Annotated in this window: 18 protein-coding genes; 14 read left to right on the top strand and 4 right to left on the bottom strand. The window is 60.8% G+C overall.

Annotation, left to right across the window (positions count from 1 at the left end):
- Positions 1-395 precede the first annotated feature (395 nt).
- The 10 genes from ACIROW_RS09570 to ACIROW_RS09615 all read left to right on the top strand — a co-directional run bounded on the left by ACIROW_RS09570 (position 396) and on the right by ACIROW_RS09615 (position 13277).
- Complete coding sequence (locus tag ACIROW_RS09570) at positions 396-1367, top strand: ABC transporter substrate-binding protein (protein ID WP_402274574.1); 972 nt, start codon at positions 396-398, stop codon at positions 1365-1367.
- A 264-nt stretch (positions 1368-1631) separates the two neighbouring features.
- The gene (locus ACIROW_RS09575; protein WP_402274576.1) at positions 1632-3221 is read left to right on the top strand and encodes a sugar ABC transporter ATP-binding protein; all 1590 of its coding nucleotides are present in this window, start codon (positions 1632-1634) and stop codon (positions 3219-3221) included.
- On the top strand, positions 3218-4312 hold the full coding sequence (locus tag ACIROW_RS09580) for an ABC transporter permease (RefSeq protein ID WP_402274578.1): 1095 nt from the start codon (positions 3218-3220) through the stop codon (positions 4310-4312). Before ACIROW_RS09575 ends, ACIROW_RS09580 begins: the two co-directional genes overlap by 4 nt.
- 16 nt (positions 4313-4328) lie before the next feature.
- Positions 4329-5360, top strand: a complete 1032-nt coding sequence (gene yjfF, locus ACIROW_RS09585) for a galactofuranose ABC transporter, permease protein YjfF (RefSeq protein ID WP_402274581.1) — start codon at positions 4329-4331, stop codon at positions 5358-5360.
- Positions 5361-5574: 214 nt separating this feature from the next.
- The gene (chvE, locus tag ACIROW_RS09590; RefSeq protein ID WP_402274584.1) at positions 5575-6648 is read left to right on the top strand and encodes a multiple monosaccharide ABC transporter substrate-binding protein; all 1074 of its coding nucleotides are present in this window, start codon (positions 5575-5577) and stop codon (positions 6646-6648) included.
- Between the two features lie 202 nt (positions 6649-6850).
- Entirely contained in the window at positions 6851-8398 is a 1548-nt protein-coding gene (mmsA, locus tag ACIROW_RS09595; protein ID WP_402274587.1) for a multiple monosaccharide ABC transporter ATP-binding protein, read from the top strand.
- 1 nt (position 8399) lies between these two features.
- On the top strand, positions 8400-9599 hold the full coding sequence (gene mmsB / locus ACIROW_RS09600) for a multiple monosaccharide ABC transporter permease (RefSeq protein ID WP_402274589.1): 1200 nt from the start codon (positions 8400-8402) through the stop codon (positions 9597-9599).
- A 115-nt stretch (positions 9600-9714) separates the two neighbouring features.
- The gene (locus ACIROW_RS09605; protein ID WP_402274592.1) at positions 9715-11463 is read left to right on the top strand and encodes an IlvD/Edd family dehydratase; all 1749 of its coding nucleotides are present in this window, start codon (positions 9715-9717) and stop codon (positions 11461-11463) included.
- Between the two features lie 12 nt (positions 11464-11475).
- On the top strand, positions 11476-12474 hold the full coding sequence (gene araD1, locus ACIROW_RS09610; protein WP_402274595.1) for an AraD1 family protein: 999 nt from the start codon (positions 11476-11478) through the stop codon (positions 12472-12474).
- 26 nt (positions 12475-12500) lie between these two features.
- A complete protein-coding gene (locus ACIROW_RS09615; protein WP_402274597.1) occupies positions 12501-13277 on the top strand; it encodes an SDR family NAD(P)-dependent oxidoreductase in 777 nt (258 codons plus the stop codon).
- A gap of 173 nt (positions 13278-13450) precedes the next feature.
- Here the strand turns inward: ACIROW_RS09615 and ACIROW_RS09620 are convergent, their stop codons facing one another.
- On the bottom strand, positions 13451-14392 hold the full coding sequence (locus ACIROW_RS09620) for a LysR family transcriptional regulator (RefSeq protein ID WP_402274600.1): 942 nt from the start codon (positions 14390-14392) through the stop codon (positions 13451-13453).
- Positions 14393-14686: 294 nt separating this feature from the next.
- Here ACIROW_RS09620 and ACIROW_RS09625 point away from each other — a divergent pair, with 294 nt between their 5' ends.
- Entirely contained in the window at positions 14687-15796 is a 1110-nt protein-coding gene (locus tag ACIROW_RS09625) for a porin (RefSeq protein WP_402274602.1), read from the top strand.
- 169 nt (positions 15797-15965) lie between these two features.
- Positions 15966-16847, top strand: a complete 882-nt coding sequence (locus tag ACIROW_RS09630; protein ID WP_402274604.1) for an SMP-30/gluconolactonase/LRE family protein — start codon at positions 15966-15968, stop codon at positions 16845-16847.
- Between the two features lie 76 nt (positions 16848-16923).
- Here ACIROW_RS09630 and ACIROW_RS09635 read toward each other — a convergent pair whose 3' ends face one another.
- Positions 16924-18768, bottom strand: coding sequence for a tetratricopeptide repeat protein (locus ACIROW_RS09635; RefSeq protein ID WP_402274606.1), 1845 nt, complete (start codon positions 18766-18768; stop codon positions 16924-16926).
- 243 nt (positions 18769-19011) lie between these two features.
- Here ACIROW_RS09635 and ACIROW_RS09640 point away from each other — a divergent pair, with 243 nt between their 5' ends.
- Both ACIROW_RS09640 and ACIROW_RS09645 read left to right on the top strand, forming a co-directional pair.
- A complete protein-coding gene (locus ACIROW_RS09640; RefSeq protein ID WP_402274608.1) occupies positions 19012-19695 on the top strand; it encodes a fumarylacetoacetate hydrolase family protein in 684 nt (227 codons plus the stop codon).
- Positions 19696-20039: 344 nt separating this feature from the next.
- Positions 20040-21590 (top strand): DEAD/DEAH box helicase, encoded by a 1551-nt coding sequence (locus tag ACIROW_RS09645; RefSeq protein WP_402274610.1) that lies wholly within the window; start codon positions 20040-20042, stop codon positions 21588-21590.
- On the opposite strand, the gene gluQRS is transcribed toward ACIROW_RS09645, so the two are convergent.
- Together gluQRS and ACIROW_RS09655 are read right to left on the bottom strand one after the other, a co-directional pair.
- Entirely contained in the window at positions 21591-22484 is an 894-nt protein-coding gene (gene gluQRS / locus ACIROW_RS09650) for a tRNA glutamyl-Q(34) synthetase GluQRS (protein ID WP_402274612.1), read from the bottom strand. It lies immediately after the preceding gene.
- Complete coding sequence (locus ACIROW_RS09655) at positions 22477-23409, bottom strand: LysR family transcriptional regulator (protein ID WP_402274614.1); 933 nt, start codon at positions 23407-23409, stop codon at positions 22477-22479. Before ACIROW_RS09655 ends, gluQRS begins: the two co-directional genes overlap by 8 nt.
- Positions 23410-23413: the final 4 nt, after the last annotated feature.

Genomic DNA, 23413 nt, shown 5'->3' on the forward strand with positions numbered 1-23413 from the left:
CTCCGCCTGGGCCTGCTGTACTGCTGTACTGCTGTCTGTGTCGCTGGATGAGGCAAAAACAGCGCCGATCCTAACATCGGCTACCGATGCGGAATAATGAAAAATTTATGGACATTGATATCAAAAATGATCTGTCAGGTTGAGGCGCGTCAGTATTTTGTCAGCGTTTTTTTGCTCCATGTAGTTTGCTAAAGCGCCATGCCTGTTTCGGTATCGGATATCGCCAAAAATTCATTGGATAGATATTTCTCCGTCTCCTACTATTGACCGGCACATTTCGCTGCACGCCAGGTGACAGCGAAGACGCACATGACGGCGCTACCGTTCCCCCCACGACAAGCGCCGGACACCAAATAAAAACAGTTCGTGTTGATAAACATCATTGGAGACAAGTAATGAAAATGACTCGCAGAACCCTGCTGGGCGCCGCCGTTTGCATGACCCTGGGTTGGAGCGTCCTGTCCGGCGCTGTTGCCGCCGACAAACCGCTGACCATCGGCTTCTCGCAAGTCGGCGCCGAAAGCGAATGGCGCACCGCCAACACCGCCTCGATCAAGGATGCCGCCAAGAAGGCCGGCGTCAACCTGAAGTTCGCCGATGCGCAGCAGAAGCAGGAGAACCAGGTCAAGGCCATCCGCTCCTTCATCGCACAAAAGGTCGACGTGATCGCCTTCTCGCCGGTGGTTGAATCGGGCTGGGACACCGTCCTGCGCGAAGCCAAGGCCGCCAAGATCCCGGTGATCCTGACTGACCGCGCCGTCAACGTGAGCGACAAGTCGCTGTACGTGACCTTCATCGGTTCCGACTTCGTCGAAGAAGGCCGTCGCGCTGCACGCTGGTTGCTGGACCGCGCCAAGACCATGCCTGCCGGCGATATCAACATCGTTGAACTGCAAGGTACTGTGGGCTCCGCACCGGCGATCGACCGCAAGGCCGGTTTCGAAGAAACCATCAAGACCAATCCGAACCTGAAGATCATCCGCTCGCAGACCGGCGACTTTACCCGCGCCAAGGGCAAGGAAGTCATGGAAGCCTTCCTCAAGGCCGACGGCAAGAAGATCAACGTGCTCTACGCGCATAACGACGACATGGCCATCGGCGCCATCCAGGCCATTGAAGAAGCCGGCCTGAAACCGGGCAAGGACATCCTGGTGATTTCGATTGATGGTGTGAAGGGCGCGTTCGAAGCCATGATGGCCGGCAAGCTCAACGTCACCGTCGAGTGCAGCCCGCTGCTCGGACCGCAACTGATGTCGATCGCCAAGGACGTCAAGGCCGGCAAGGAAGTGCCGAAGCGCATCACCACTGAAGAAGGCGTGTTCCCGGCCGAAGTCGCGGCCAAGGAATTCCCTAACCGCAAGTATTGATACGTTATTGATACGTCATTGATGCCTGATATCGGATATTGATCGGTCTCCCGCCCGCATGTGCGCCATGTGACCCATGTGCGCATGCGGGTTCCGATCGTATGACCGGGGAAGCAATTTCCCGGTGTTGTTTCTCCTCTGCTCTGGAGTAACCCCTGGGCCTTGAACGATGTGCCGCAATGCCCCTCTGTGTTGCGGCGCATCTGCTCAACAGGCTTTGTGCGGCGGGCTTCGGCCCGCCGTTTTTTCACTTGCGGTAACGCCATGTCGAACGCAACTTCAGAACACACTCCCGCCAGCGGCGCCGAACCGGCGCTGGAACTCATCGGCATCCATAAGTCATTCACCGGCGTCAAGGCATTGAGCGACGTCGGCCTGCGCCTGTTCCCGGGCGAAGTCCATACCCTCATGGGCCAGAACGGCGCCGGCAAGTCGACGCTGATCAAGGTGCTCACCGGCGTCTACACACCCGATGACGGCCACATCCTGCTGCGCGGCCGCGCCATCCGTCCCGGCTCGACGCTGGAAGCGCAGCAGCTCGGCATCAGCACGGTCTACCAGGAAGTCAACCTGTGTCCGAACCTGACCGTGGCCGAGAATATTTTCATCGGCCGCTACCCGCGCAAATGGGGCGGCGTCGGTCCGATCGACTGGGCCACCATGCAGCGCCGCGCGACCAAGTTGCTGGCCAGACTTGACCTGCACATCGATGTGCAAAAACCTCTGTCTGCGTATCCGCTGGCGATCCAGCAGATGGTGGCGATCTCGCGTGCCGTGAGCGTATCGGCCAGCGTGCTGATCCTCGACGAGCCGACTTCCAGCCTTGACGAGGCGGAAGTGCAATTGCTGTTCAAGGTCTTGCGCAGCCTGCGCGACGAAGGCATGGCGATTCTCTTCGTGACGCATTTCCTGGACCAGACTTACGAAATTTCCGACCGCATCACGGTGCTGCGCAACGGCGTGCGCGAAGGCGAATATGCCGCCAGCGAATTGTCGCGCCTCGATCTGGTCAACAAGATGGTGGGCGTGCCGGTCGACGCCACCGCCGCCGGCGAGGCATTGGCCGACAACGCCGACATCACGCCGGCCGCCAACGACGGCGAAGTCTTCCTGCAGGCGCGCGGACTTGGTCGCAAGGGGGCGCTGACGCCGCAGGACTTCGAGCTGCGCGCCGGTGAAGTATTCGGCCTGTGCGGCCTGCTCGGTTCCGGCCGCACCGAGACCGCGCGGCTGCTGTTCGGCGCCGACAAGGCCGACAGCGGCGAGATCAGCATCAAGGGCAAGCCGGTGAAATTCTCCACGCCGCGCGACGCCATCGCCGCCGGTATCGGCTTCTGCTCCGAAGACCGCAAGAAGGAGGGCGCCATCCTCGACCTGTCGGTGCGCGAAAACATCATCCTCGCGCTGCAGGCGCGCAACGGACTGCTGCACGTGATCCCGCGCAAGCGCCAGCAGCAGATCGCGGCCGATTACGTCAAATGGCTGGGCATCAAGACCGCCGACGTCGAAACCCCGATCGGCCTGCTGTCCGGCGGCAACCAGCAGAAGGCCTTGCTGGCGCGCTGGCTGGCGACCGACCCCGACATGCTGATCCTGGACGAGCCGACGCGCGGCATCGACGTGCGCGCCAAGCAGGAGATCATGGATTACGTCATGGCCTTGTGCCGCAAGGGCATGTCGATTCTTTTCATCTCTTCCGAAATCCCCGAAGTCCTGCGCTGCAGCGACCGTATGCTGGTGCTGCGCGATCGCCACGGCTGCGGCGAATATCTGCGCGGTGAACTGGACGACGCCTCGGTGCTGCAGGTGATCGCGGGCGAGACCAAAGGGCAGACAGCAGGAACAGCAACATGAGCGCATCAATGAATTCCAACCTGATCTCCAATCGCAATACTTCTTCGGGCGCCGCTGCCAACCGGCTGCGACGCGCCTTGTTTCATCCGCTGAGCCGGCCGCTGGGCGCGCTGGCGGTGCTGCTGCTGATCGACTTCTTCATGATCCCGGGCTTCTTCCGCATCGAAATGAAGGACGGCCATCTGTACGGCAGCGTGATCGACATCGTCAACCGGGCGGCGCCGCTGATGCTGGCGGCGCTGGGCATGACGCTGGTGATCGCCACGCGCGGCATCGACATTTCGGTCGGCGCGGTGGTGGCGATTTCGGGCACGATTGCGGCGATGCTGATCGGCGGCACCATGGTCGTCAACAATGGCGTACCGGAATACGTCAGCAACATCCCGATGGGTTGGGCGCTGGCCGCCGCGCTCGGCGTGGCGCTGCTGTGCGGCGCGTGGAACGGCCTGCTGGTGGCGACGCTGGGGCTGCAACCGATCATCGCCACGCTGATCCTGATGGTGGCCGGACGCGGGCTGGCGCAATTGCTGACCGATGGCCAGATCATCACGGTGTACTACAAGCCGTTCTTCTATCTTGGCAGCGGTTACCTGTGGGGCCTGCCGTTTTCGCTGTTCATCGTCGCCGGCATGTTCGTGGTGCTGGCGCTGCTGATGCGCAAGACCGCGCTGGGCCTGTTCATCCAGTCGGTCGGCATCAATCCGGTGGCGTCGCGCCTGGCGGGCATCCGCACGGCGGCGCTGATCTTTTTCGTCTATATCTTCTGCAGCCTGTGCGCCGGACTGGCCGGGCTGATGATCAGCGCCAACATCAAGAGCGCCGACGCCAACAACGCCGGCCTGTTGCTGGAGCTGGACGCCATCCTGGCGGTGACGCTGGGCGGCACCTCGCTGGCCGGCGGCAAGTTCAGCCTGGTCGGCAGTGTGATCGGCGCGCTGATCATCCAGGCGCTGACGTACACGATCTATTCATTGGGCGTGCCGCCGGAAGTCAACATGGTGGTCAAGTCGGTGGTGGTGTTCCTGGTTTGCCTGTCACAGTCGCCGGAGTTTCGTCGTCTGCGTTTTTTCAAATCCGGCAACCAAGCCTAAGCATTCAGGAAAAATCATGAAGAATTTTCGCTCCCTGTTGGCGACGCCATACTTCACCTCGCTGGTCACCGTCGCCTTGCTGGTGGTCCTGTTCGCGATGGGTTCGGTCGCCTACGACGGTTTCTTTTCGGTGCAGGTGGTGCTGAATCTGCTGATCGACAACGCTTTCCTGCTGGTGATCGGCATCGGCATGACCTTCGTGATCCTGTCCGGCGGCATCGATCTGTCGGTCGGTTCGGTGCTGGCGCTGACCACCATGATTTCGGCCTACCTGCTGCAATCGTGGCATTGGCATCCGCTGCTGGTGATCGTCTGCGTGCTGGCGCTGGGCGGCCTGTTCGGCGCCGCGATGGGCGTGCTGATCCATTTCTTCAAGCTGCAGCCGTTCATCGTCACGCTGGCTGGGATGTTCCTGGCCCGCGGCCTGTGTTATCTGATCAGCATCAATTCCATCACCATCGACGATCCGTTGTTTGTGGCGATGTCGCAGACCCGGCTGGAGTTCGGATTAGGCGACGCCTTCGTCTCGCCCAGCGTGGTCATAGCGGTGCTGATGCTGGCGCTGGCGATCTACCTGGCGCATTACACGCGCTTTGGCCGGGCGGTCTATGCCGTTGGCGGCAACGAGCAGTCGGCGCTGCTGATGGGTTTGCCGGTGGGTCGCACCAAGGTGGCGATTTATGCATTCAGCGGTTTCTGCGCGGCGCTGGCGGGTGTATTGTTCTCGTTCTACATGCTGTCCGGTTACGGCCTGCATGCGCAGGGCACCGAGCTCGATGCCATCGCTGCGGTGGTCATCGGCGGCACCTTGCTGACGGGCGGTTACGGTTATGTGGCCGGTACCCTGACCGGGGTGCTGATCCTGGGCGTGATCCAGACGCTGATCGCCTTCGACGGCACGCTGAGCTCCTGGTGGACCAAGATCGTGATCGGCGTGCTGCTGTTCGTGTTTTGTCTGGCGCAGCGGCTCATGTCGCTGGGCGCGGCCAAGGCGGCAGATGCGAATGGCGCAGCCGTCGCCGTCAAACCGTCCGCACAGGCGGCTTGAGGCATCTGGCAAGGGCAAAAGGCGGCAGACGCGAGTCCTGCCGTTTGCGCAAAACTGATGTTGAAAACAATATGGGTTTTAGCAAAAAAATCATTAGAAATGTATTGCTCTAATGGTTATCGTAGAGGCCTTGCAAAATATGTCGCGTTCCCCCGCGCAGATAGGCATGTTTTGCATTGCCAGTAAAACAACAAACATTTAGGAGACGAGAAGTATGAAACTCAAATCGGTATTGGCCGGGCTGACGCTTGGCCTGAGCATGGGTCTGATGGCAGTGAGCGCACAAGTGAGCGCCCAGACCAAGGGCCTGATCGGGATCTCCATGCCGACCAAGTCGTCGGCGCGCTGGATCGCTGACGGCAACAACATGGTCAAGGTATTCAAGGAAAAGGGCTACCAGACCGACCTGCAATACGCGGAAGACGACATCCCGAACCAGCTGGCGCAGATTGAAAACATGGTGACCAAGGGCGTCAAGGTTCTGGTCATCGCCGCGATCGACGGCACCACCCTGTCCGATGTGCTGCAAAAAGCCGCCGACAAGGGCATCAAGGTCATCGCTTATGACCGCCTGATCCGCAACTCCAAGAACGTCGACTACTACGCGACTTTCGACAACTACCAGGTCGGCGTGCTGCAGGCTTCGTACATCGAAAAGGCGCTGGACCTGAAGGGCGGCAAGGGGCCGTTCAACATCGAACTGTTCGGTGGTTCGGCTGACGACAACAACGCCTTCTTCTTCTACAACGGCGCCATGTCGGTCCTGAAGCCTTACATCGACAAGGGCAAGCTGGTCGTGCGCAGCAAGCAGCTGGGCATGGACAAGGTTGCAACCCTGCGTTGGGACGGCGCGACTGCGCAAGCCCGCATGGACAACCTGCTGAGCGCCTACTACGGCAACGCCCACGTCGACGCAGTGCTGTCGCCGTATGACGGCATCAGCATCGGCATCATCTCCTCGCTCAAGGGCGTCGGCTACGGTACGCCGAAGCTGCCAATGCCGGTCGTGACCGGTCAGGATGCGGAAGTGCCTTCGGTCAAGTCCATCATCCGCGGCGAACAGCGTTCGACCATCTTCAAGGACACACGTGAACTGGCCAAGGTCACCGTCTCCATGGTGGACGCCGTGTTGTCGGGCAAAGCACCAACCATCAACGACACCAAGACCTATAACAATGGCGTCAAGGTTGTGCCTTCCTACCTGTTGAAGCCGGTCAGCGTCGACGCCAGCAACTGGAAAGAAGTGCTGGTCGGCAGCGGCTACTACACCGAAGCCCAAGTGAAGTAATTCGCTGGTTCGGTTAAGTGAGTGTGGTCCGGTCGATGAATGTCGGCCGGACAAAAAAGCAGCCCCGCGCCGCGCGCGCGGGGTTGGTGTTTCCGGAGGCGACGTTGCCGCAGCTTGCAACGACTCTGATCGGACGCCAGAATAGCGGCCCGCAGCATCCCACCACCACGGGAGGCCGGAGCAAAAAAAGAGGTCAGAACACATGAGTACAATTCTGGAAATGCGCGGAATTGAAAAGACATTCCCGGGTGTCAAGGCGCTCAACAACGTCAACCTGGCAGTGCGCACCGGCGAGATCCACGCCGTGGTCGGCGAGAATGGCGCCGGCAAATCCACCCTGATGAAAGTCCTGAGCGGCGTCTATCCGCACGGAAGCTATTCCGGCGACATCATCTATCAGGGCCAGACTCGCGAATTCAAGGATATCGTCGACAGCGAAAGCGTCGGCATCATCATCATCCACCAGGAGCTGGCATTGGTGCCGCTGCTGTCGATTACCGAAAATCTTTTCCTCGGCAACGAGCAGGCCAGCGGCGGCGTGATCGACTGGGAACTGTCCTACGCCAAAGCCAAGGAACTGCTGGCCAAGGTCGGCCTGAAGGATCCGCCGTCGACGCTGATCACCAACCTTGGCGTCGGCAAGCAACAACTGATCGAGATCGCCAAGGCCTTGTCGAAAGAGGTCAAGCTGCTGATCCTCGACGAACCAACCGCCAGCCTGAACGAAAGCGACAGCGATGCCTTGCTCGAACTGCTGCTGGAACTCAAGGCGCAGGGCATTTCGTCAATCCTGATTTCACACAAGCTCAACGAGATTTCCAAGGTCGCCGATTCGATCACCGTGCTGCGCGATGGCGCCACGGTCGACACCTTCGACTGCCGCAAGGAAGAAATCAGCGAAGACCGCATCATCCAGAACATGGTCGGGCGCGAGATGGCGGACCGCTATCCCAAGCGCGAGCCGCAGATCGGCGAGACCATTTTCGAAGTCAGGCAGTGGCGCGTGCACCATCCGATTCATCCTGATCGCGTGGTGATCAAGGACATCGACTTCAACGTGCGCAAGGGCGAGATCGTCGGCATCGCCGGCCTGATGGGAGCCGGCCGCACCGAACTGGCCAAGAGCATCTTCGGCCGCGCCTATGGCACCAAGATCAGCGGCGAGGTCCATCTGCACGGCAAGAAGATCGACGTCGGCACCATCCAGAAAGCCATCAACCACGGCATCGCCTACGTCACCGAAGACCGCAAGGGCGACGGCCTGGTGCTGGACGAAGACATCAAGAAGAACATCTCGCTGGCCAACCTGGGCGCGATCTCTGACAAGTCGGTGATCGACGAGGCGCGCGAGTTCAAGGTGGCGGCCGACTTCCGCACCAAGATGCGGATCCGCTGCTCGAGCGTGCTGCAAAAGGTGGTGAACCTGTCCGGCGGCAACCAGCAGAAGGTGGTGCTCAGCAAGTGGCTGTTCTCGAATCCGGAAGTGCTGATCCTCGACGAGCCGACGCGCGGCATCGACGTCGGCGCCAAGTTCGAGATCTACACCCTGATCAACCAGCTGGCTGCGGAAGGCAAGTGCATCATCATGATCTCGTCGGAAATGCCGGAACTGCTCGGCATGTGCGACCGGATCTATGTCATGAACGAAGGACAGTTCGTCGGCCAATACACGGCGGCGGAAGCATCGCAGGAAAAAATCATGCGTTCCATAGTACGGAACGAAAGGATTGTGAAGAATGGAGAACAATGAAATGAGCAAGACACCTACGCTCGACGCGGTCCCCGAAGCCAAACGGGAATACGCCGGCTTCCTCAAGAACAACATGCGCGAATACGGCATGCTGCTGTCGCTGGTGGCGATCATGGCCTTCTTCCAGGTCATGACCGACGGCACGCTGATGCAGCCGCTCAACCTGACCAACCTGGTGCTGCAAAACAGCTATGTGGTGATCATGGCGTTGGGCATGCTGATGGTGATCGTGGCCGGCCACATCGACTTGTCGGTGGGCTCGGTGGTCGGTTTCATCGGTGCGCTGGCGGCAGTGCTGATGGTCAACTATGAAGTCAACTTCATCCTGACCACCGTCATCTGCCTGATCGCCGGCGCCGCCATCGGCGCAGCGCAAGGTTACTGGGTGGCGTTCTTCCGCATCCCATCCTTCATCGTCACGCTGGCCGGCATGCTGGTATTCAAGGGCCTGACGCTGGCGCTGCTGGAAGGCCAGTCGGTCGGTCCTTTTCCGCGCGGCTTCCAGCTGCTGAGCTCGGGGTTCATTCCTGAATTCTTTGCCGACACCGGCAGCGTTCGCATCACCTCGCTGCTGGTCGGCGTGGCCGCCGCCGCGATTCTGCTGGCGGTGAAAGTCCACGGCCGCAGCAAGCAGGTCAAGCACGGCATGGAAGAAGAACCGGCGGTGTTCTTCCTGCTCAAGAACATTCTGTTTGCGGCAGCCATCATCGCCTTCAGCTACCTGATGGCCTCCTACAAGGGCATGCCGAACGTGCTGATCATCATGTTTGCGCTGATGGTGGTCTACACCTTCGTCACCAACCGCACCACCATCGGCCGCCGCGTCTACGCCGTCGGCGGCAATGAAAAAGCCGCCAAGCTGTCCGGCATCAAGACCGAACGCGTGAGCTTCTACACCTTCGTCAACATGGGCATGCTGGCGGCGCTGGCCGGCCTGATCTTCGCGGCGCGCCTGAATACGGCTACGCCGAAGGCCGGCACCGGCTTCGAGCTGGACGTGATCGCAGCCTGTTTCATCGGTGGCGCATCGGCTTCGGGCGGCGTCGGCAAGGTCATGGGCGCGGTCATCGGCGCCTTCGTGATGGGCGTGATGAACAACGGCATGTCCATCATGGGCATCGGCATCGATTACCAGCAAGTGATCAAGGGCCTGGTATTGCTGGCTGCCGTATTCTTTGATGTCTACAACAAAAATAAATAACAAGAAATATAAGTTCTGCCAGAGGGGTGGCTGTAAGAGGAGTTTCTTGCAGCCGTTTTCATCAGCGTCGCCACACCGGGAGGTGGCGACCGCACTATTCCAAACGGATGAGTAAATGACTATCGACAAGAAGCGCACACTGCGTTCCGCAGCCTGGTTCGGTACGGCCGACAAGAACGGTTTCATGTATCGCAGCTGGATGAAGAATCAGGGTATTCCCGATCACGAATTCCAAGGCAAGCCGGTCATCGGCATCTGCAACACCTGGTCAGAACTGACGCCGTGCAATGCGCACTTCCGCAAGATCGCGGAACACGTCAAGCGCGGCATCATCGAGGCGGGTGGTTTCCCGGTCGAGTTCCCGGTGTTCTCCAACGGCGAATCCAATCTTCGCCCGACCGCGATGCTGACGCGCAATCTCGCCAGCATGGACGTCGAAGAATCGATCCGCGGCAATCCGCTCGATGCGGTGGTGCTGCTGGTCGGCTGCGACAAGACCACGCCGGCGCTGCTGATGGGTGCGGCCAGCTGCGACGTGCCGGCGATCGTCGTCACCGGCGGCCCGATGTTGAACGGCAAGCACGAAGGCAAGGACATCGGCTCCGGCACGGTGGTCTGGCAATTGAGCGAACAGGTCAAGGCGGGCAAGATCTCCATCCACGAATTCATGGCGGCCGAAGCCGGCATGTCGCGCTCGGCCGGCACCTGCAACACCATGGGCACCGCCTCGACGATGGCTTGCATGGCCGAAGCACTGGGCACTTCATTGCCGCACAATGCTGCGATTCCCGCCGTTGATGCGCGCCGTTATGTGCTCGCGCACATGTCCGGCATGCGCATCGTCGACATGGTCTGGGAAGGCCTGACCTTGTCCAAGATCCTGACCCGCGAAGCGTTTGAGAACGCCATTCGCGTCAACGCCGCCATCGGCGGCTCGACCAACGCCGTGATCCATCTGAAGGCGATCGCCGGCCGCATCGGCGTCGACCTCGAACTGGAAGACTGGACGCGCGTCGGCCGCGGCACGCCGACGATTGTCGACCTGCAGCCCTCGGGCCGCTTCCTGATGGAAGAGTTCTACTACGCCGGTGGCTTGCCGGCAGTGCTGCGCCGCCTCGGCGAAGCCGACCTGATCCCGCATAAAGATGCGATGACAGTCAACGGCAAGACGCTGTGGGAAAACAACCAGGACGCGCCGCAGTACAACGACGAAGTGATTCGCAAGCTCGACAATCCATTGATCGATGACGGCGGCATCTGCATCCTGCGCGGCAACCTGTCGCCGCGCGGCGCAGTGTTGAAGCCGTCGGCAGCCTCGCCGGAACTGATGAAGCATCGCGGCAAGGCGGTGGTGTTCGAAGACTTTGCGCATTACAAGGAACGCATCAACGATCCCGATCTGGACGTCGACGCCAGCTCGGTGCTGGTCATGAAAAACTGTGGCCCCAAGGGCTATCCCGGCATGGCCGAAGTCGGCAACATGGGCTTGCCGCCCAAGCTGCTGGCGCAAGGCGTCAAGGACATGGTGCGCATTTCCGATGCACGCATGAGCGGCACCGCCTACGGCACCGTGGTTCTCCACGTGGCGCCGGAAGCTGCCGCCGGCGGTCCGCTGGGCATCGTGCAGGACGGCGACTGGATCGAAATGGATTGTGCCGCCGGTCGCTTGCATCTCGACATCAGCGATGAGGAAATGGCGCAACGCCAGACTGCGCGCGCCGAGAAGCTGGCGCAGGTCAAGCCGGCGATGCAGGGCGGCTATCAATCGCTGTACATCGACCGCGTATTGCAGGCCGACGAAGGCTGCGATTTCGATTTCCTGGTCGGTTGCCGCGGCGCTGCCGTTCCCAAGCATTCTCACTAAGGAGTAACAAGCATGTTGCTGGTGCAATTCAAACAAGCCGACGGCTCGCGCCTGGTCGGCAGCCTCGAAGACGACGGCAAGAAGATCCGTGTCGTCGACGGTTATCGCAGTACGTATGCCTTGGCGCGCGCCGCCATCGCGAAGAAGGCTTCCTTGCAGGAATTCGCCACTGCCGCGCTCGGCGCGACCGTAGTCGATTATGCATCGGTTGCGGAGCGAGGCGGCTTGCTGGCCCCGCTGGATCATGAAGACACGGCGCATTGCTACGTCACCGGCACCGGTCTGACCCACCTGGGCAGCGCCGACGGTCGCGACGCCATGCACAAGAAGCTCGACGGCGCCGGCGACAACCTGACCGACAGCATGAAGATGTTCCGCATGGGTCTGGAAGGCGGCAAGCCTGCGGCCGGCAAGATCGGCGTGCAGCCGGAGTGGTTCTACAAGGGCGACGGTTCCATCGTGCGCGCTGCGGAAGAACCGCTGGCGATGCCGCACTTCGCGCTCGACGGCGGTGAAGAGCCGGAGATCGCCGGTCTCTATATCATCGGCGACAACGGCCAGCCGTATCGTCTCGGTTTCGCCATCGGCAACGAGTTTTCGGACCACGTGACCGAGCGTCAGAATTATCTGTTCCTGGCGCATTCCAAGTTGCGTGTCTGTTCGGTCGGCCCGGCATTGCTGGTGGGCGAATTGCCTGCGCACGTGCAAGGCATGTCGCGCATCCGCGCGCAAGACGGCAAGGTGCGCTGGGAGAAGCCTTTCGTCAGCGGCGAGGACAACATGTCGCACACGGTGTCGAACCTGGAATACCACCATTTCAAGTATCCGCTGTTCCGCCGCCCCGGCGACGTGCACATCCATTTCTTCGGCACGGCAACGCTGAGCTGCTCCGACAACATCACGGTCGCGCCGGGCGAGACGTTCGAGATCGACGTCGCTGCTTTCGGTCCGGCATTGCGCAATCGCCTCAGCCTGGACGACGTGCCGCATCCGCACGTCACCGTCCTGTAAGGCGCCACTCAATTTCTGGAGAACACATGTCTGCAACATATCAATTGGCGAGCTACCCCAGCCTCAAGGGCAAGCGCGTCTTCATCACGGGCGGCGGCACCGGCATCGGCGCGGCCATCGTCAGCGCGCTGGCGGAACAAGGCGCCATCGTCGCTTTCGTCGACATTGCGAAAGACGCCAGCGAAGCCCTGTGCAAGCAGATCGCCGACGCCGGTTTCACCGCGCCGTCGTTCCGCTACTGCGACCTGCGCGACATCGCATCGCTGCAAAACACCATCAAGGAACTGGCCGCCCAGTTGGGCGACTTCGATGTACTGGTCAACAACGCCGCCAATGACGAACGTCACAAGCTGGAAGACGTGACGCAGGAATACTGGGACAACCGCATCGCCATCAATCAGCGTCCGTCGTTCTTCGCCGTGCAGGCGGTGGCGCCGGGCATGATCAAGAAGAAGGGCGGCTCGATCATCAACTTCAGCTCGATCAGCTGGCACACGTCGAGCGGCGGCTTCCCGGTCTACACCACGGCCAAGTCGTCGGTGCTCGGTTTGACACGCGGCCTGGCACGCGATCTCGGCGCGCACAATATCCGCGTCAATACCGTGACGCCGGGCTGGGTCATGACCGAACGCCAGATCGAATTGTGGCTGGATGAGAAGGGCAAGGAAGACATCAAGCGCAACCAATGCCTGCAAGGCGAATTGCTGCCGTGGCATCTGGCGCGCATGGTGTTGTTCCTGGCGTCGGATGAGAGCGTCATGTGTACTGCACAAGAATTCATCGTGGACGCCGGCTGGGCGTAGATTGGTGATAAAGCACCGCTAGCGGCGTTGCGACGCCTTGCCGTGCTCACGCACTGTCTGCGTCGGCGCGCCTTGCTATCGGCACTTTCTCGCCAATCTATGCAGGCGCAGCTGAAAATAAAAAAAGCGAGACTTGATGTCTCGCTTTTTTTTTGTGGCTGGAATTCAGGAATTCAGTAAATCGTTTTCGCCACATCCCTGATCGCCTGTTGCAAAATCACCGCGCCCGGCGACAGCAAATGTTCCCGGCGGGTGATGATGCCGAAGCCGTCCATCTTGCACGGCAATTCTATCGGCAGCAGATCCATCAGGCGCGCCTGGGAATAATAGCGCGCCACTTCGGTCGGCATGGCGTACAGGAAGTCGGTCTGTTGCAGCAGGCTGGTGATGGTGAGGATAGCGGTGGTGTCGACCACATTGGCCGGCGGCGTCAGGCCGCTCTTGCGGAACATCAGGTCAACGCGGCTGCGCAAGATGCTGCCCTTGGGCGCCATGATCCACGGGTCGTCGACGATGTCCTTGAGTTGGAGGTTCTTGTGCGCGTGCAGCGGATGGCCGACGCGGGCGACGGCGCAGATCGGTTCGTCGGACAGTTCTTCGTAGTGCAGGTTGTGGCTGACTTCTTCATCGAGGATGCGCGCCACCAGGAAGTCCAGGTCGCCGCGCAGCAGGCGTGCCAGCAGGATGTTGCTGCTCTCGACTTCGACGCCGATACGCAGCATGGGCGAGTGCTCCTTGACGCGCGCAATCGCTGCCGGCAGCAGTGACATGCCCGGCGACAGGATCACGCCGACGTCGACCTGGCCGGACAGGCCGGACTTCAGCGCGACGATGTCTTCATGTGCCTTCGACAAGCTGGTGAGCGCCATGCGCGAGTGGCGGATCATCGCTTCACCGTAGATGGTCGGGCGCATGCCGCGCGGCAGGCGATCGAACAAGGTCACGCCGAGCATGTCCTCAAGATCCTTCAGTTGCTTGGATGCCGCAGGCTGCGTCATGTTGAGTTCATTGGCGGCGCGATGAATATTTCGTTCATCATCTAGTGCGATTAACAGCAAGAGCTGCCGTGTTTTCAGACGCGCACGCAGGAACCAGTTCGGGTCGCTGTTCTTCATTTGTCTCCGCCATTTTTTATATTTTTCGATGATATCAAATCAAGTATCGACTGAGGCAAATAATTCATTAGAAATATATGTCACTAATCCTTAGTATCTAGCCCAGTTCAGACGGTTTCACGCTCTGGACTCCACGTTGAAATGAAGCTGACGAAATGCTGATCGAACGGTTGAAAAAGCCGGTATCGAGGAGGACTTTTGCGCGCTGATTCAACGCGGGTTTCATACAAAAAAAGTGAGGGTGCAGCAATCGACTCCACCCTGTTGACTATAAAGATCTACGGAGACTTCACGATGACTCAGTCCATCTCAACCAAAACCCTTCTCAAGGCCCTGGGCACGGCCTCCCTGTTCGGCGCATGCCTGGCATCCGCGCAGGCGGAAGACAGCGTCACCATCTACGGACGCGTCGTCGCCGGCGTCGACGTGCAGAGCAACGTGCACCAGGCCAACGGCAACACCGGCACACAAGTGCGCGCAGCCAGCAACCAGTGGGGCACGAGCATGATCGGCTTCAAAGGTAAAGAAGATCTGGGTGGCGGCCTGAACAGTTTCTTCCTGCTGGAATCGGGTTTCGGCGCGACCAAGGGTGCTACCAACGGCACAGCACTGTTCAATCGTCGTTCGTATGTCGGCCTGAACGGCAGCGCCGGTTCGATCAAGATCGGCAAGAATTTGTTCATCGACAATGACGTCTGGTTCCTCGACCCGACCGGTCAGCAATGGATCGGCACCGCTAATCTGGTGCACGGCCGCAACTGGGGCGGTGCCAACAACATCATCGAATATCAGACGCCGACATGGGGTGGCTTCAACGCCACGTTCCAGACCAGCCTCGGCGAACAAGCCGGTTCGACCACCAAGGGCCGCAAGGACGGCGTCTCGCTGGTCTATCAGAATCAAGGCCTGGAACTGCGCGCGATCTATGATCTGGTGCGCGACGCCAACGGCAAGTACGGCAGCGTCACGACGAACGCGAGCGGCGCCACAGTGCCGGGCAACGTGTATGACTCCTCCAAGGAGCTGATCCTGGGTGGTACTTACACCATCGACAAACTGAAGCTGTACCTGGGTTATGAAAACCTGAAAGCGCCGGATGTTGCACCTGGCTCGACGGACAAGGTCAATCATTACTGGGTCGGCGCCAACTATCAGCTCTCGCCGGCTTTGACGCTGATCGGTTCGGTATTCCACGTCAACGCCAACAATAACGGCGGTTCCGCCAACCTGTACATGGCCGGCCTGAACTACAACCTGTCCAAGCGTACTTTGCTGTACATCGGCGCAGGCACGGTTCGCAACAGCGGCGCGGGTACCTTCTCGCTGGAAGCGGACGAAGCCGGTGCACCATTGGCGGGTCAAAGCCAAACTGGCGGCTACGTCGGCATTGCCCACTCGTTCTGATCGTATGAGGATCCGATCGTAACGAGCGGCAGAGCGCAGTAAAACGCAGCAGCGGAAGGAGGCAAGCCACGGCTTGCCTCTTTTCGTTTAAAGTTTCGAATTCCCGCTTCATCATTCTTCATCACCCGGAAATCAGTGGCAGGATTTCCCATCACGGAGCAGACATCTCATGCAAGCAAGCCTGATCGTAGACGGCAAAAATGAGCTCGGCGAATGTGCGATCTGGTGCGACAGGACGCAATCGCTATTCTGGACCGACATCCAGGGGGCGACACTCTGGAACCACCATCCGGCGGAAGGCACCACGCGCAGCTGGCCCATGCCCGAGCGTTTGTCGGTGTTCGCGCTGACTGCGCAGACCGATCGCCTGCTGATTGGTTTGGCTTCGCGGCTGGCATTCTTCAACCTGGACAGCGGCGAGATCACCAACATCCTGGCGGTGGAACAAGACCTGCCGACGACGCGCCTGAACGACGGCCGCTGCGATCGTCAGGGACGTTTCGTATTCGGCACGCTCAATGAAGACAAGGGACGCGCACCGATCGGCAGCTTCTACCGACTCAACGCCGATCTCAGCCTGGAGCGTTTGCCCTTGCCGGGCGTGGCGATTTCCAACAGCATCTGTTTCAGCCCTGACGGGACGCGCATGTATTTCTGCGACACCATGCAGGACAAGATCATGTCTTGCGACTACGACCCCGTCAGCGGCGCGATCGGCACGCAGAGAGTGTTCGTTGACCTGTCGGGTGAAAAAGGCAGCCCTGACGGTTCCGCCATCGACAGCCGCGGTTTTCTGTGGAATGCCCAGTGGGGCGGCGCACGCGTGGTGCGTTATGCACCGGACGGCCTGGTTGATCGCATTGTCGCGGTGCCGGTATCGCAGCCAAGCTGCCCGGCGTTCGGCGGCGCCAATCTCGATACGCTGTTCGTGACGACCGCGCATGAAGGCATGGATGACGCAGCACGGGCGCGCGAGCCGGCCGCCGGCGGCTTGTTCGCGGTGACGCTGGACGGCGTGCGAGGCTTGCAGGAAGTACGTTTCGGCGGATAGAGGGAAATGTTTTGCAAGTAAAAATGCCCGGCACACAATGGCCGGGCATTTTTTTGTCCCTGCAGAGGGATGGGATTTATCGTAGCGCCTGTTGAAGTTGCTGCTGCACTTCGGAGATGACGCCATTCCAGTCGCCGGCCTTGCTCTGGCGGAAAATCTGCATGCTCGGATACCACGGTGAATCGTTGCGGCCCAGCAGCCAGCGCCAGTCGGTGTTGTAGCGGTTGAGCAGCCACACCGGCTTGCCCAGCGAGCCTGCCAGATGCGCGACGGCGGTATCGACTGAAATCACCAGATCCAGATTATCGATCAGCGCTGCGGTATCCGAGAAATCGCGAAGATCGCGCGTGTAGTCGACAAGGCGCTGGCCCCCGATGTTGAGACCTGAGGACAGCCCCCCGAGGCTGAGACCCGATGATTGCCCTCCGAGGCTGAGGCTTAGCGAAGAAATGCCGCCTAACGGAGAAATGGTGCTGTTTTGCGGTTGCACGGCAAAGAATTCGACCTGGTCGTTTTGCAGCAGCGGCGACAGTACGGTGAAGGGGATCGAACGTGCGGCATCGAGTCGCTTGGTGGCCGGGCTGTTGACGCGCGGATTGCTGCCGGACCAGGCGATACCGATACGCGGCTTGCGCTTTTCGCCCAGACGTACTTTCCAGCTTTCAGATTTTCCAGGATCTTGTTGCAGGTAATTCGCCGCAGGGATGTCATCGAGAGAAAACGTCTGGCAGGCAAGCGGCAGGCTCATCAGCGGGCACTGCAGGTCGAACGGCGGCAACTGCTCGCCGGTAGCCAGCACGGCGCTGGCGCCTTTGATATTGGCCATCAGGGGCTTGAGCGCCGGTTGCACCTGCAGAATGATGCGTGCACCGCGTTCGGCCAGCAGCGGAACGTAACGCGCAAACTGCAGCGTGTCGCCGAAGCCCTGTTCGGAATGCAGCAGGATGGTTTTTCCCTGCAGGGATTCCTGGCCCAGCCACAGCGGCTGGCTGAAATGGCGCTGGGTCTTGCGCATCTGTTCGGTTTGCCAGCGCTGTTCATACTGGCGCCAGCCGGCTTCGAGCTTGCCCAGTTTCAGATTGGCCAGGGCTGTGTTCCAGCGCGCCGATTGGTAGTTCGGATCGTCCGGGGGGACTTGGTCATAGGCTGCGATGGCTTCGTCGTATCGCAGCAGTTCTTCCATTGCAGCGGCGCGGTTGTACAGGGCCTCAGAGGAGTCGGGTAACAGTTGCAGCGCGCGGTCATAATCGGCCAGCGCTTCTTCAGACCGGTTTTGTCCGCTCAGCAGGACAGCGCGGTTGGCGATCGCTTCAGCGAAATCCGGCTCGATTTCCAGCACTTTGTCGTAAGTCGCCATGGCTTCGTCAAGGCGGCCGAATTCCTTGAGCGTATTGGCCAGGTTGAACAGTGCTTCGGGATATTCGGGCGCGGCTTCGACCGCTTTTTCGTAGCAGGTCAGCGCTTCGCGCAGGCGACCCAGGTCATTGAGCGAATTGCCCTGCTTGAGCCAGGCCTGCGCGTGGTCGGGTTTGACGGCCAACACGCGCTTGTAGCAATCCAGCGCTTCCATGTGGCGCTGCATGGCGCGCAGTACGTTGCCGCGCCGGTACAGCGCTTCGGTAAAGTCGGATTTCAGCGCCAGCACCAGGTCATAACTGCGCAGCGCTTCGATGTGGCGTTCCGTATCTTCGAGGATGGTGGAACGGTCAAACAGGGCGTCGATATGGGTCGGGTTGATCTTGAGCGCCGCGTCGATCAGTTCCAGCGCTTCCTTGAAGTTCTTTCGATGCAGTTCTAGCATGCCGAGCAGATACAGCGCCTGAAAATGCCTGGGGAATTTGGAGAGCACCTTGGTATACAGGGCTTCCGCTTTGTCGAGCTCGCCGCTCTGATGCAATGCGACTGCTTGCTGAATTTGCACTGCGGCGGCTGCGGGATTTTGGTTAGGGCGCATAGATGAGGTCGGTTACTGAATTGGGTTGCTGGTTCGCGTGGCAAGCCGTCAAACGAGGCGTCAAGTCTGACGATGCTACACAAAAAAGCCTCTGTCATGTCGGAATTTGCCGCAGTTCTCCAGCGCGGGAGGGCGTTTTCTTTTACACTCGCAGAGCCTCAAGGGCGCCCCCGCATCCCCGTTTCATCAGAATACTTACGGAGCTACAGCATGTCTTACGCCATTCCCGTTCCCGCCGTCACCAGTGTCCCCGTGGTCGGCGGTGATCCTTTCCCGGTGCGCCGCATTTACTGCGTCGGCCGCAATTATGCCGCCCATGCGCGTGAAATGGGCCACGATCCCAACCGTGAAGCGCCGTTTTTCTTCATGAAGCCGACCGATGCCATCGTGCCGACCGACAGCGCCGTGCCGTATCCGAGCAAGACCAATGATTACCAGCACGAGATCGAGCTGGTCGTCGCGCTGGGCAAGGGCGGCCGCGACGTGCCGGCCGACCAGGCGCTGGACTTGGTGTTTGGCTATGCCGTCGGCCTCGACATGACGCGCCGCGACCTGCAGGGCGAAGCCAAGAAACTGGCGCGCCCGTGGGACATGGGCAAGGGCTTCGACCAGTCGGCGCCGTGCGCGCCGCTGCTGCCGGTGTCCAAAATCGGCCATCCCGACCAAGGCGCCATCTGGCTCAAGGTCAACGGCGAAGTGCGCCAGCAGGGCGACTTGTCGGACCTGATCTGGAACGTCGCCGAGACCATTTCCTACCTGTCGGGACTGGTTGAGCTGTTTCCTGGCGACCTGATCTATACCGGCACGCCGGAAGGCGTCGGCGCGGTGGTCAAGGGCGACAAGTTGCACGGCCACGTCGACGGTCTGGTCGACCTGAACATCACGATCGCCTGATTTTCCCCTATGGGCGCCGCCCCGTTCGCCGGGGCGGCGCCGGCTGCGTATTGTCGTTTTGATATCGCGGAGACGAAGCGACATCAAACTGTCATGAAGCCAAATTGCCGGGCGGCGTATAATAGCGGTTTGCCGGGCGATTTCCTGTCGGCAATTCTTGACGCGAGCCTCCTGTCTTTCCTGCGTGATCTTGCATGAGCGGCGTCGCGCGATATGTCAAACATCCGTTTTTACTGAAAGCTACAGAGCCTCTTCGCGAATGTATCCGCCGCAATCTTCTGTGCAGAATATTGTGTCGCATTGCATGATTCCACGCAGGGTTCGCCTGAGGACACTCTCCAAACATGCCTGAGCAATTGCCCGAAATCGCAACACCAGAAACGCCTGCCGTCCGCTTCGAGGACTTTGGCCTCTCCCCTGATATCCTGAAGGCGCTGACGGCGCAGGGCTATATCCATCCGACGCCGATCCAGGAGCAAGCGATTCCGATCGTGTTGCAGGGCCGCGACGTCATGGGCGCCGCGCAAACCGGCACTGGCAAGACCGCCGGCTTTTCATTGCCGATCATTCAGTTGCTGCTGGCCCACGCCAGCGCCAGCATGTCGCCGGCGCGCCATCCGGTGCGCGCGCTGATCCTGACACCGACCCGTGAACTGGCCGACCAGGTCGCCGACAACGTCAAAGCCTATTCCCGTTTCACACCACTGCGCTCCACCGTTGTCTTCGGTGGCGTCGACATGGCGCCGCAAACCGCAACCCTGCGCGCCGGCGTTGAAATCGTCATCGCCACGCCGGGCCGCCTGCTCGATCACGTCCAGCAAAAGACCGTGAACCTGTCGCAGACGCAGATCCTGGTCATGGACGAAGCTGATCGCATGCTCGACATGGGCTTCCTGCCGGACTTGCAGCGCATCATCAACCTGCTCCCGAAGCAACGCCAGAACCTGATGTTCTCGGCGACCTTCTCGCAAGAAATCAAGAAGCTGGCGTCCAGCTTCCTGAACAATCCGGTCACCATCGAAGTGGCGCGTAGCAATGCCACCGCCGAGCGCGTGACGCAGATCATTTACAAAGTCAACGAAGACGCCAAGGGCGACGCCGTTGCGCACATCATCCGCGAGCGCCAGCTCAAGCAGGTGATCGTGTTTTCGAACACCAAGATCGGCGCTTCCAAGCTGGCCCGCCAGCTTGAGAACGAGGGCGTCAAGGCCTCCGCGATTCACGGCGACAAAACCCAGGGCGAGCGCATGGCTGCGCTGGAAGCCTTCAAGCAAGGCCAGGTTGAAGTGCTGGTGGCGACGGATGTCGCCGCGCGCGGTCTCGACATCACCGACCTGCCGTGCGTGATCAATATCGACTTGCCGTACAACGCCGAAGACTACGTCCACCGTATCGGCCGCACCGGTCGTGCGGGTGCATCGGGCGATGCAATTTCCTTGTTCTCGGACAAGGATGAACGCCTGCTGGTCGATATTGAGAAACTGATCAAGATCAAGTTCGTGCGTTCCGAACTGACCGGCTTCGTGCCGCGGCAGCGCAGTGAACGCGGCGATCGCGGTGGTGAGCGTGGCGAGCGCTCTGAGCGCAGCGGCCGCGGCGAGCGTACTGAACGCGGCGATCGTGGTGAGCGGAGCAGCAGTGCAGCCGCTACAGGCAGCGGCAGCAGCGTCGAACGTGATGGCGAACGTTCCACCGTGCGCCGTGATACGCAATCCTACGGCCGCAGCGGCGGTGGCGGCGCGCGTCGCGAAAAGGTCGATCCGTGGTTCCTGAAGCCCTACGAACCGACTGCCGCACCGGCGCCGGTTGACGCTTCTGTCAATGCAGCCAAACCTGCAAGCAAGCCATCGAAACACAAGGTGGCGGCACTATTGGGCGGCATGCCCAAGCGCTGATCAGAATTTCAGATCAGCCAGGCGACGCTGCCATGCCGGCAGCGCCTGCTCCCAGAATGCGGCGACTTCGGTCGCCGTTGTCACGTCCAGCCCCAGGAATGTGGCGGTCCGCTGCAGTTCCTCCAGCGGACGAGTCAGATCCAGCGCCTGGGCACCGTTCTGCTTCGACAATTTCTCCCCGTCGCTGTGCAGCACCAGCGGCACATGCAGATATGCCGGCGTCGGATAACCGAGCAGACGCTGCAGGTAAATCTGGCGCGCGGTTGAGTCGAGCAGATCGGCGCCGCGCACGATGTGCGTCACGCCCTGTTCAGCGTCATCCACCACCACCGCCAGCTGATACGCCCAGAAACCGTCGGCGCGTTTCAGCACGAAATCTCCCGCTTCCGTCGCCAGGTGCTGGCTCTGCCGGCCCAGCCAGCGATCCGTGAAGCTGATCTCTTCGCCTTCTTCATCCGTATCAGGCACGCGCAAACGCAGCGTGCGTGCCTGCTTGCCGGGCCCCAGCCCGTGGCGGCAGGTGCCGGGATAAATGGCGGCGCCGTCGGTCCCGGTGCCGAGGCTGGAATCGGCAATTTCCTTGCGTGTGCAGCCGCAGGGATAGACATGCCCGGCGAGTCGCGTGCAGGCGTCCAGATAGCGTTGCTTGCGTTCGCTTTGGACCAGCACCGGACCATCCCAGCGCATGCCCAGCGTATGCAGCGCGGTTTCAATTTCCTGTGCGGCGTCGGCGACGGTGCGCGTCTCGTCGATGTCTTCGATGCGCAGCAGCCAGCGTCCATCGTGGGCGCGTGCGTCGAGATAACTGGCCATGGCGGCGGCCAGCGAGCCGGCATGCAAAGGGCCGGAAGGGGAGGGGGCGAAGCGGCCGACGTAGTGTTCGATATTATTCATGATGGGGGGAGCCGCTCAGCAGCGCGCGCTGGACTTCGGGTTGCGACAGGTGCTGCAAGAACCATTTGAGCGATTTCCCCTGCTCGGCCTTGGGCCAGGCGATCAGGAAGTTTTCGTGCGGTTTGCTCATCTGGGTTTGCTTTTCGATCAGCGCACCGCTGGCCAGGTAAGGTGCGGCCCAGTAGCGCGGCAGATGGCCGCAACCGAGGCCGGCCAGCTGCGCCTGCAGTTTGGCCGAGACCGTCGGCACGGTCAGCGTTTCCTGTCCGGCCAGCAGACCCATGGTCAGGCCGGGATGGTTGCGGCTGCTGTCGCCGACGGCGACGGCGCGATGTTGGCGCACCAGCTCCGGCGTCAGCGGTTCCGGCGCATGGGCCAGCGGATGGCTCGGTGCTACCGCGAATACCCATTCGATGGTGCCCAGCTGGCGCGTCTGGAAGCGTCCGCTGGTGCGCACGATTTCAGGGCCGTCCAGCGTCGCGCCGATGACCAGGTCGGCGCGGCCGTCCAGCATGTCGTCCCAGGTGCCGGACAGCACGCCGGGCGTAAAGCGCAGACGCGTGCCGCCGGCTTCGCGGTCGAACGCGGCAACCAGCGGCAGCATGTTGGCAAACGGGATGATGCTGTTGAGCACAATGCGCAACTCGGTCTCGCGGCCGGTGGCGGTGCGTTTGACGCGTTGTTCGAGATCGTCGGCTGCAGCCAGCAGGTGGCGGCCTTCGGTCAGCAATTCACGCCCGGCCGGCGTCAGCTTGGCGCGATGGCCGCGCCGGTCGAACAGCAGTACGTCGAGGTCGTCTTCCAGTTTGCGCACGCTGTAGGTCAGTGCCGACGGCACGCGGTCGAGCGTCACCGCGGCGGCGGCAAAGCTGCCTTTGCGGTCGATCATGTCAAGGATCTGCAGGGATTCCAGCGTCAGGTTCATGCAC

It is taken from the genome of Herbaspirillum sp. NPDC101397 (genome assembly GCF_044767325.1).
Classification (GTDB): domain Bacteria; phylum Pseudomonadota; class Gammaproteobacteria; order Burkholderiales; family Burkholderiaceae_D; genus Herbaspirillum.

Bases quoted from the DNA above. Each gene is read 5' to 3' on its own strand.
- ACIROW_RS09570 (WP_402274574.1), top strand. From the start codon at position 396: ATGAAAATGACTCGCAGAACCCTGCTGGGCGCCGCCGTTTGCATGACC.
- ACIROW_RS09575 (WP_402274576.1), top strand. From the start codon at position 1,632: ATGTCGAACGCAACTTCAGAACACACTCCCGCCAGCGGCGCCGAACCG.
- ACIROW_RS09580 (WP_402274578.1), top strand. From the start codon at position 3,218: ATGAGCGCATCAATGAATTCCAACCTGATCTCCAATCGCAATACTTCT.
- yjfF (WP_402274581.1), top strand. From the start codon at position 4,329: ATGAAGAATTTTCGCTCCCTGTTGGCGACGCCATACTTCACCTCGCTG.
- chvE (WP_402274584.1), top strand. From the start codon at position 5,575: ATGAAACTCAAATCGGTATTGGCCGGGCTGACGCTTGGCCTGAGCATG.
- mmsA (WP_402274587.1), top strand. From the start codon at position 6,851: ATGAGTACAATTCTGGAAATGCGCGGAATTGAAAAGACATTCCCGGGT.
- mmsB (WP_402274589.1), top strand. From the start codon at position 8,400: ATGAGCAAGACACCTACGCTCGACGCGGTCCCCGAAGCCAAACGGGAA.
- ACIROW_RS09605 (WP_402274592.1), top strand. From the start codon at position 9,715: ATGACTATCGACAAGAAGCGCACACTGCGTTCCGCAGCCTGGTTCGGT.
- araD1 (WP_402274595.1), top strand. From the start codon at position 11,476: ATGTTGCTGGTGCAATTCAAACAAGCCGACGGCTCGCGCCTGGTCGGC.
- ACIROW_RS09615 (WP_402274597.1), top strand. From the start codon at position 12,501: ATGTCTGCAACATATCAATTGGCGAGCTACCCCAGCCTCAAGGGCAAG.
- ACIROW_RS09620 (WP_402274600.1), bottom strand. From the start codon at position 14,392: ATGAAGAACAGCGACCCGAACTGGTTCCTGCGTGCGCGTCTGAAAACA.
- ACIROW_RS09625 (WP_402274602.1), top strand. From the start codon at position 14,687: ATGACTCAGTCCATCTCAACCAAAACCCTTCTCAAGGCCCTGGGCACG.
- ACIROW_RS09630 (WP_402274604.1), top strand. From the start codon at position 15,966: ATGCAAGCAAGCCTGATCGTAGACGGCAAAAATGAGCTCGGCGAATGT.
- ACIROW_RS09640 (WP_402274608.1), top strand. From the start codon at position 19,012: ATGTCTTACGCCATTCCCGTTCCCGCCGTCACCAGTGTCCCCGTGGTC.
- ACIROW_RS09645 (WP_402274610.1), top strand. From the start codon at position 20,040: ATGCCTGAGCAATTGCCCGAAATCGCAACACCAGAAACGCCTGCCGTC.
- gluQRS (WP_402274612.1), bottom strand. From the start codon at position 22,484: ATGAATAATATCGAACACTACGTCGGCCGCTTCGCCCCCTCCCCTTCC.
- ACIROW_RS09655 (WP_402274614.1), bottom strand. From the start codon at position 23,409: ATGAACCTGACGCTGGAATCCCTGCAGATCCTTGACATGATCGACCGC.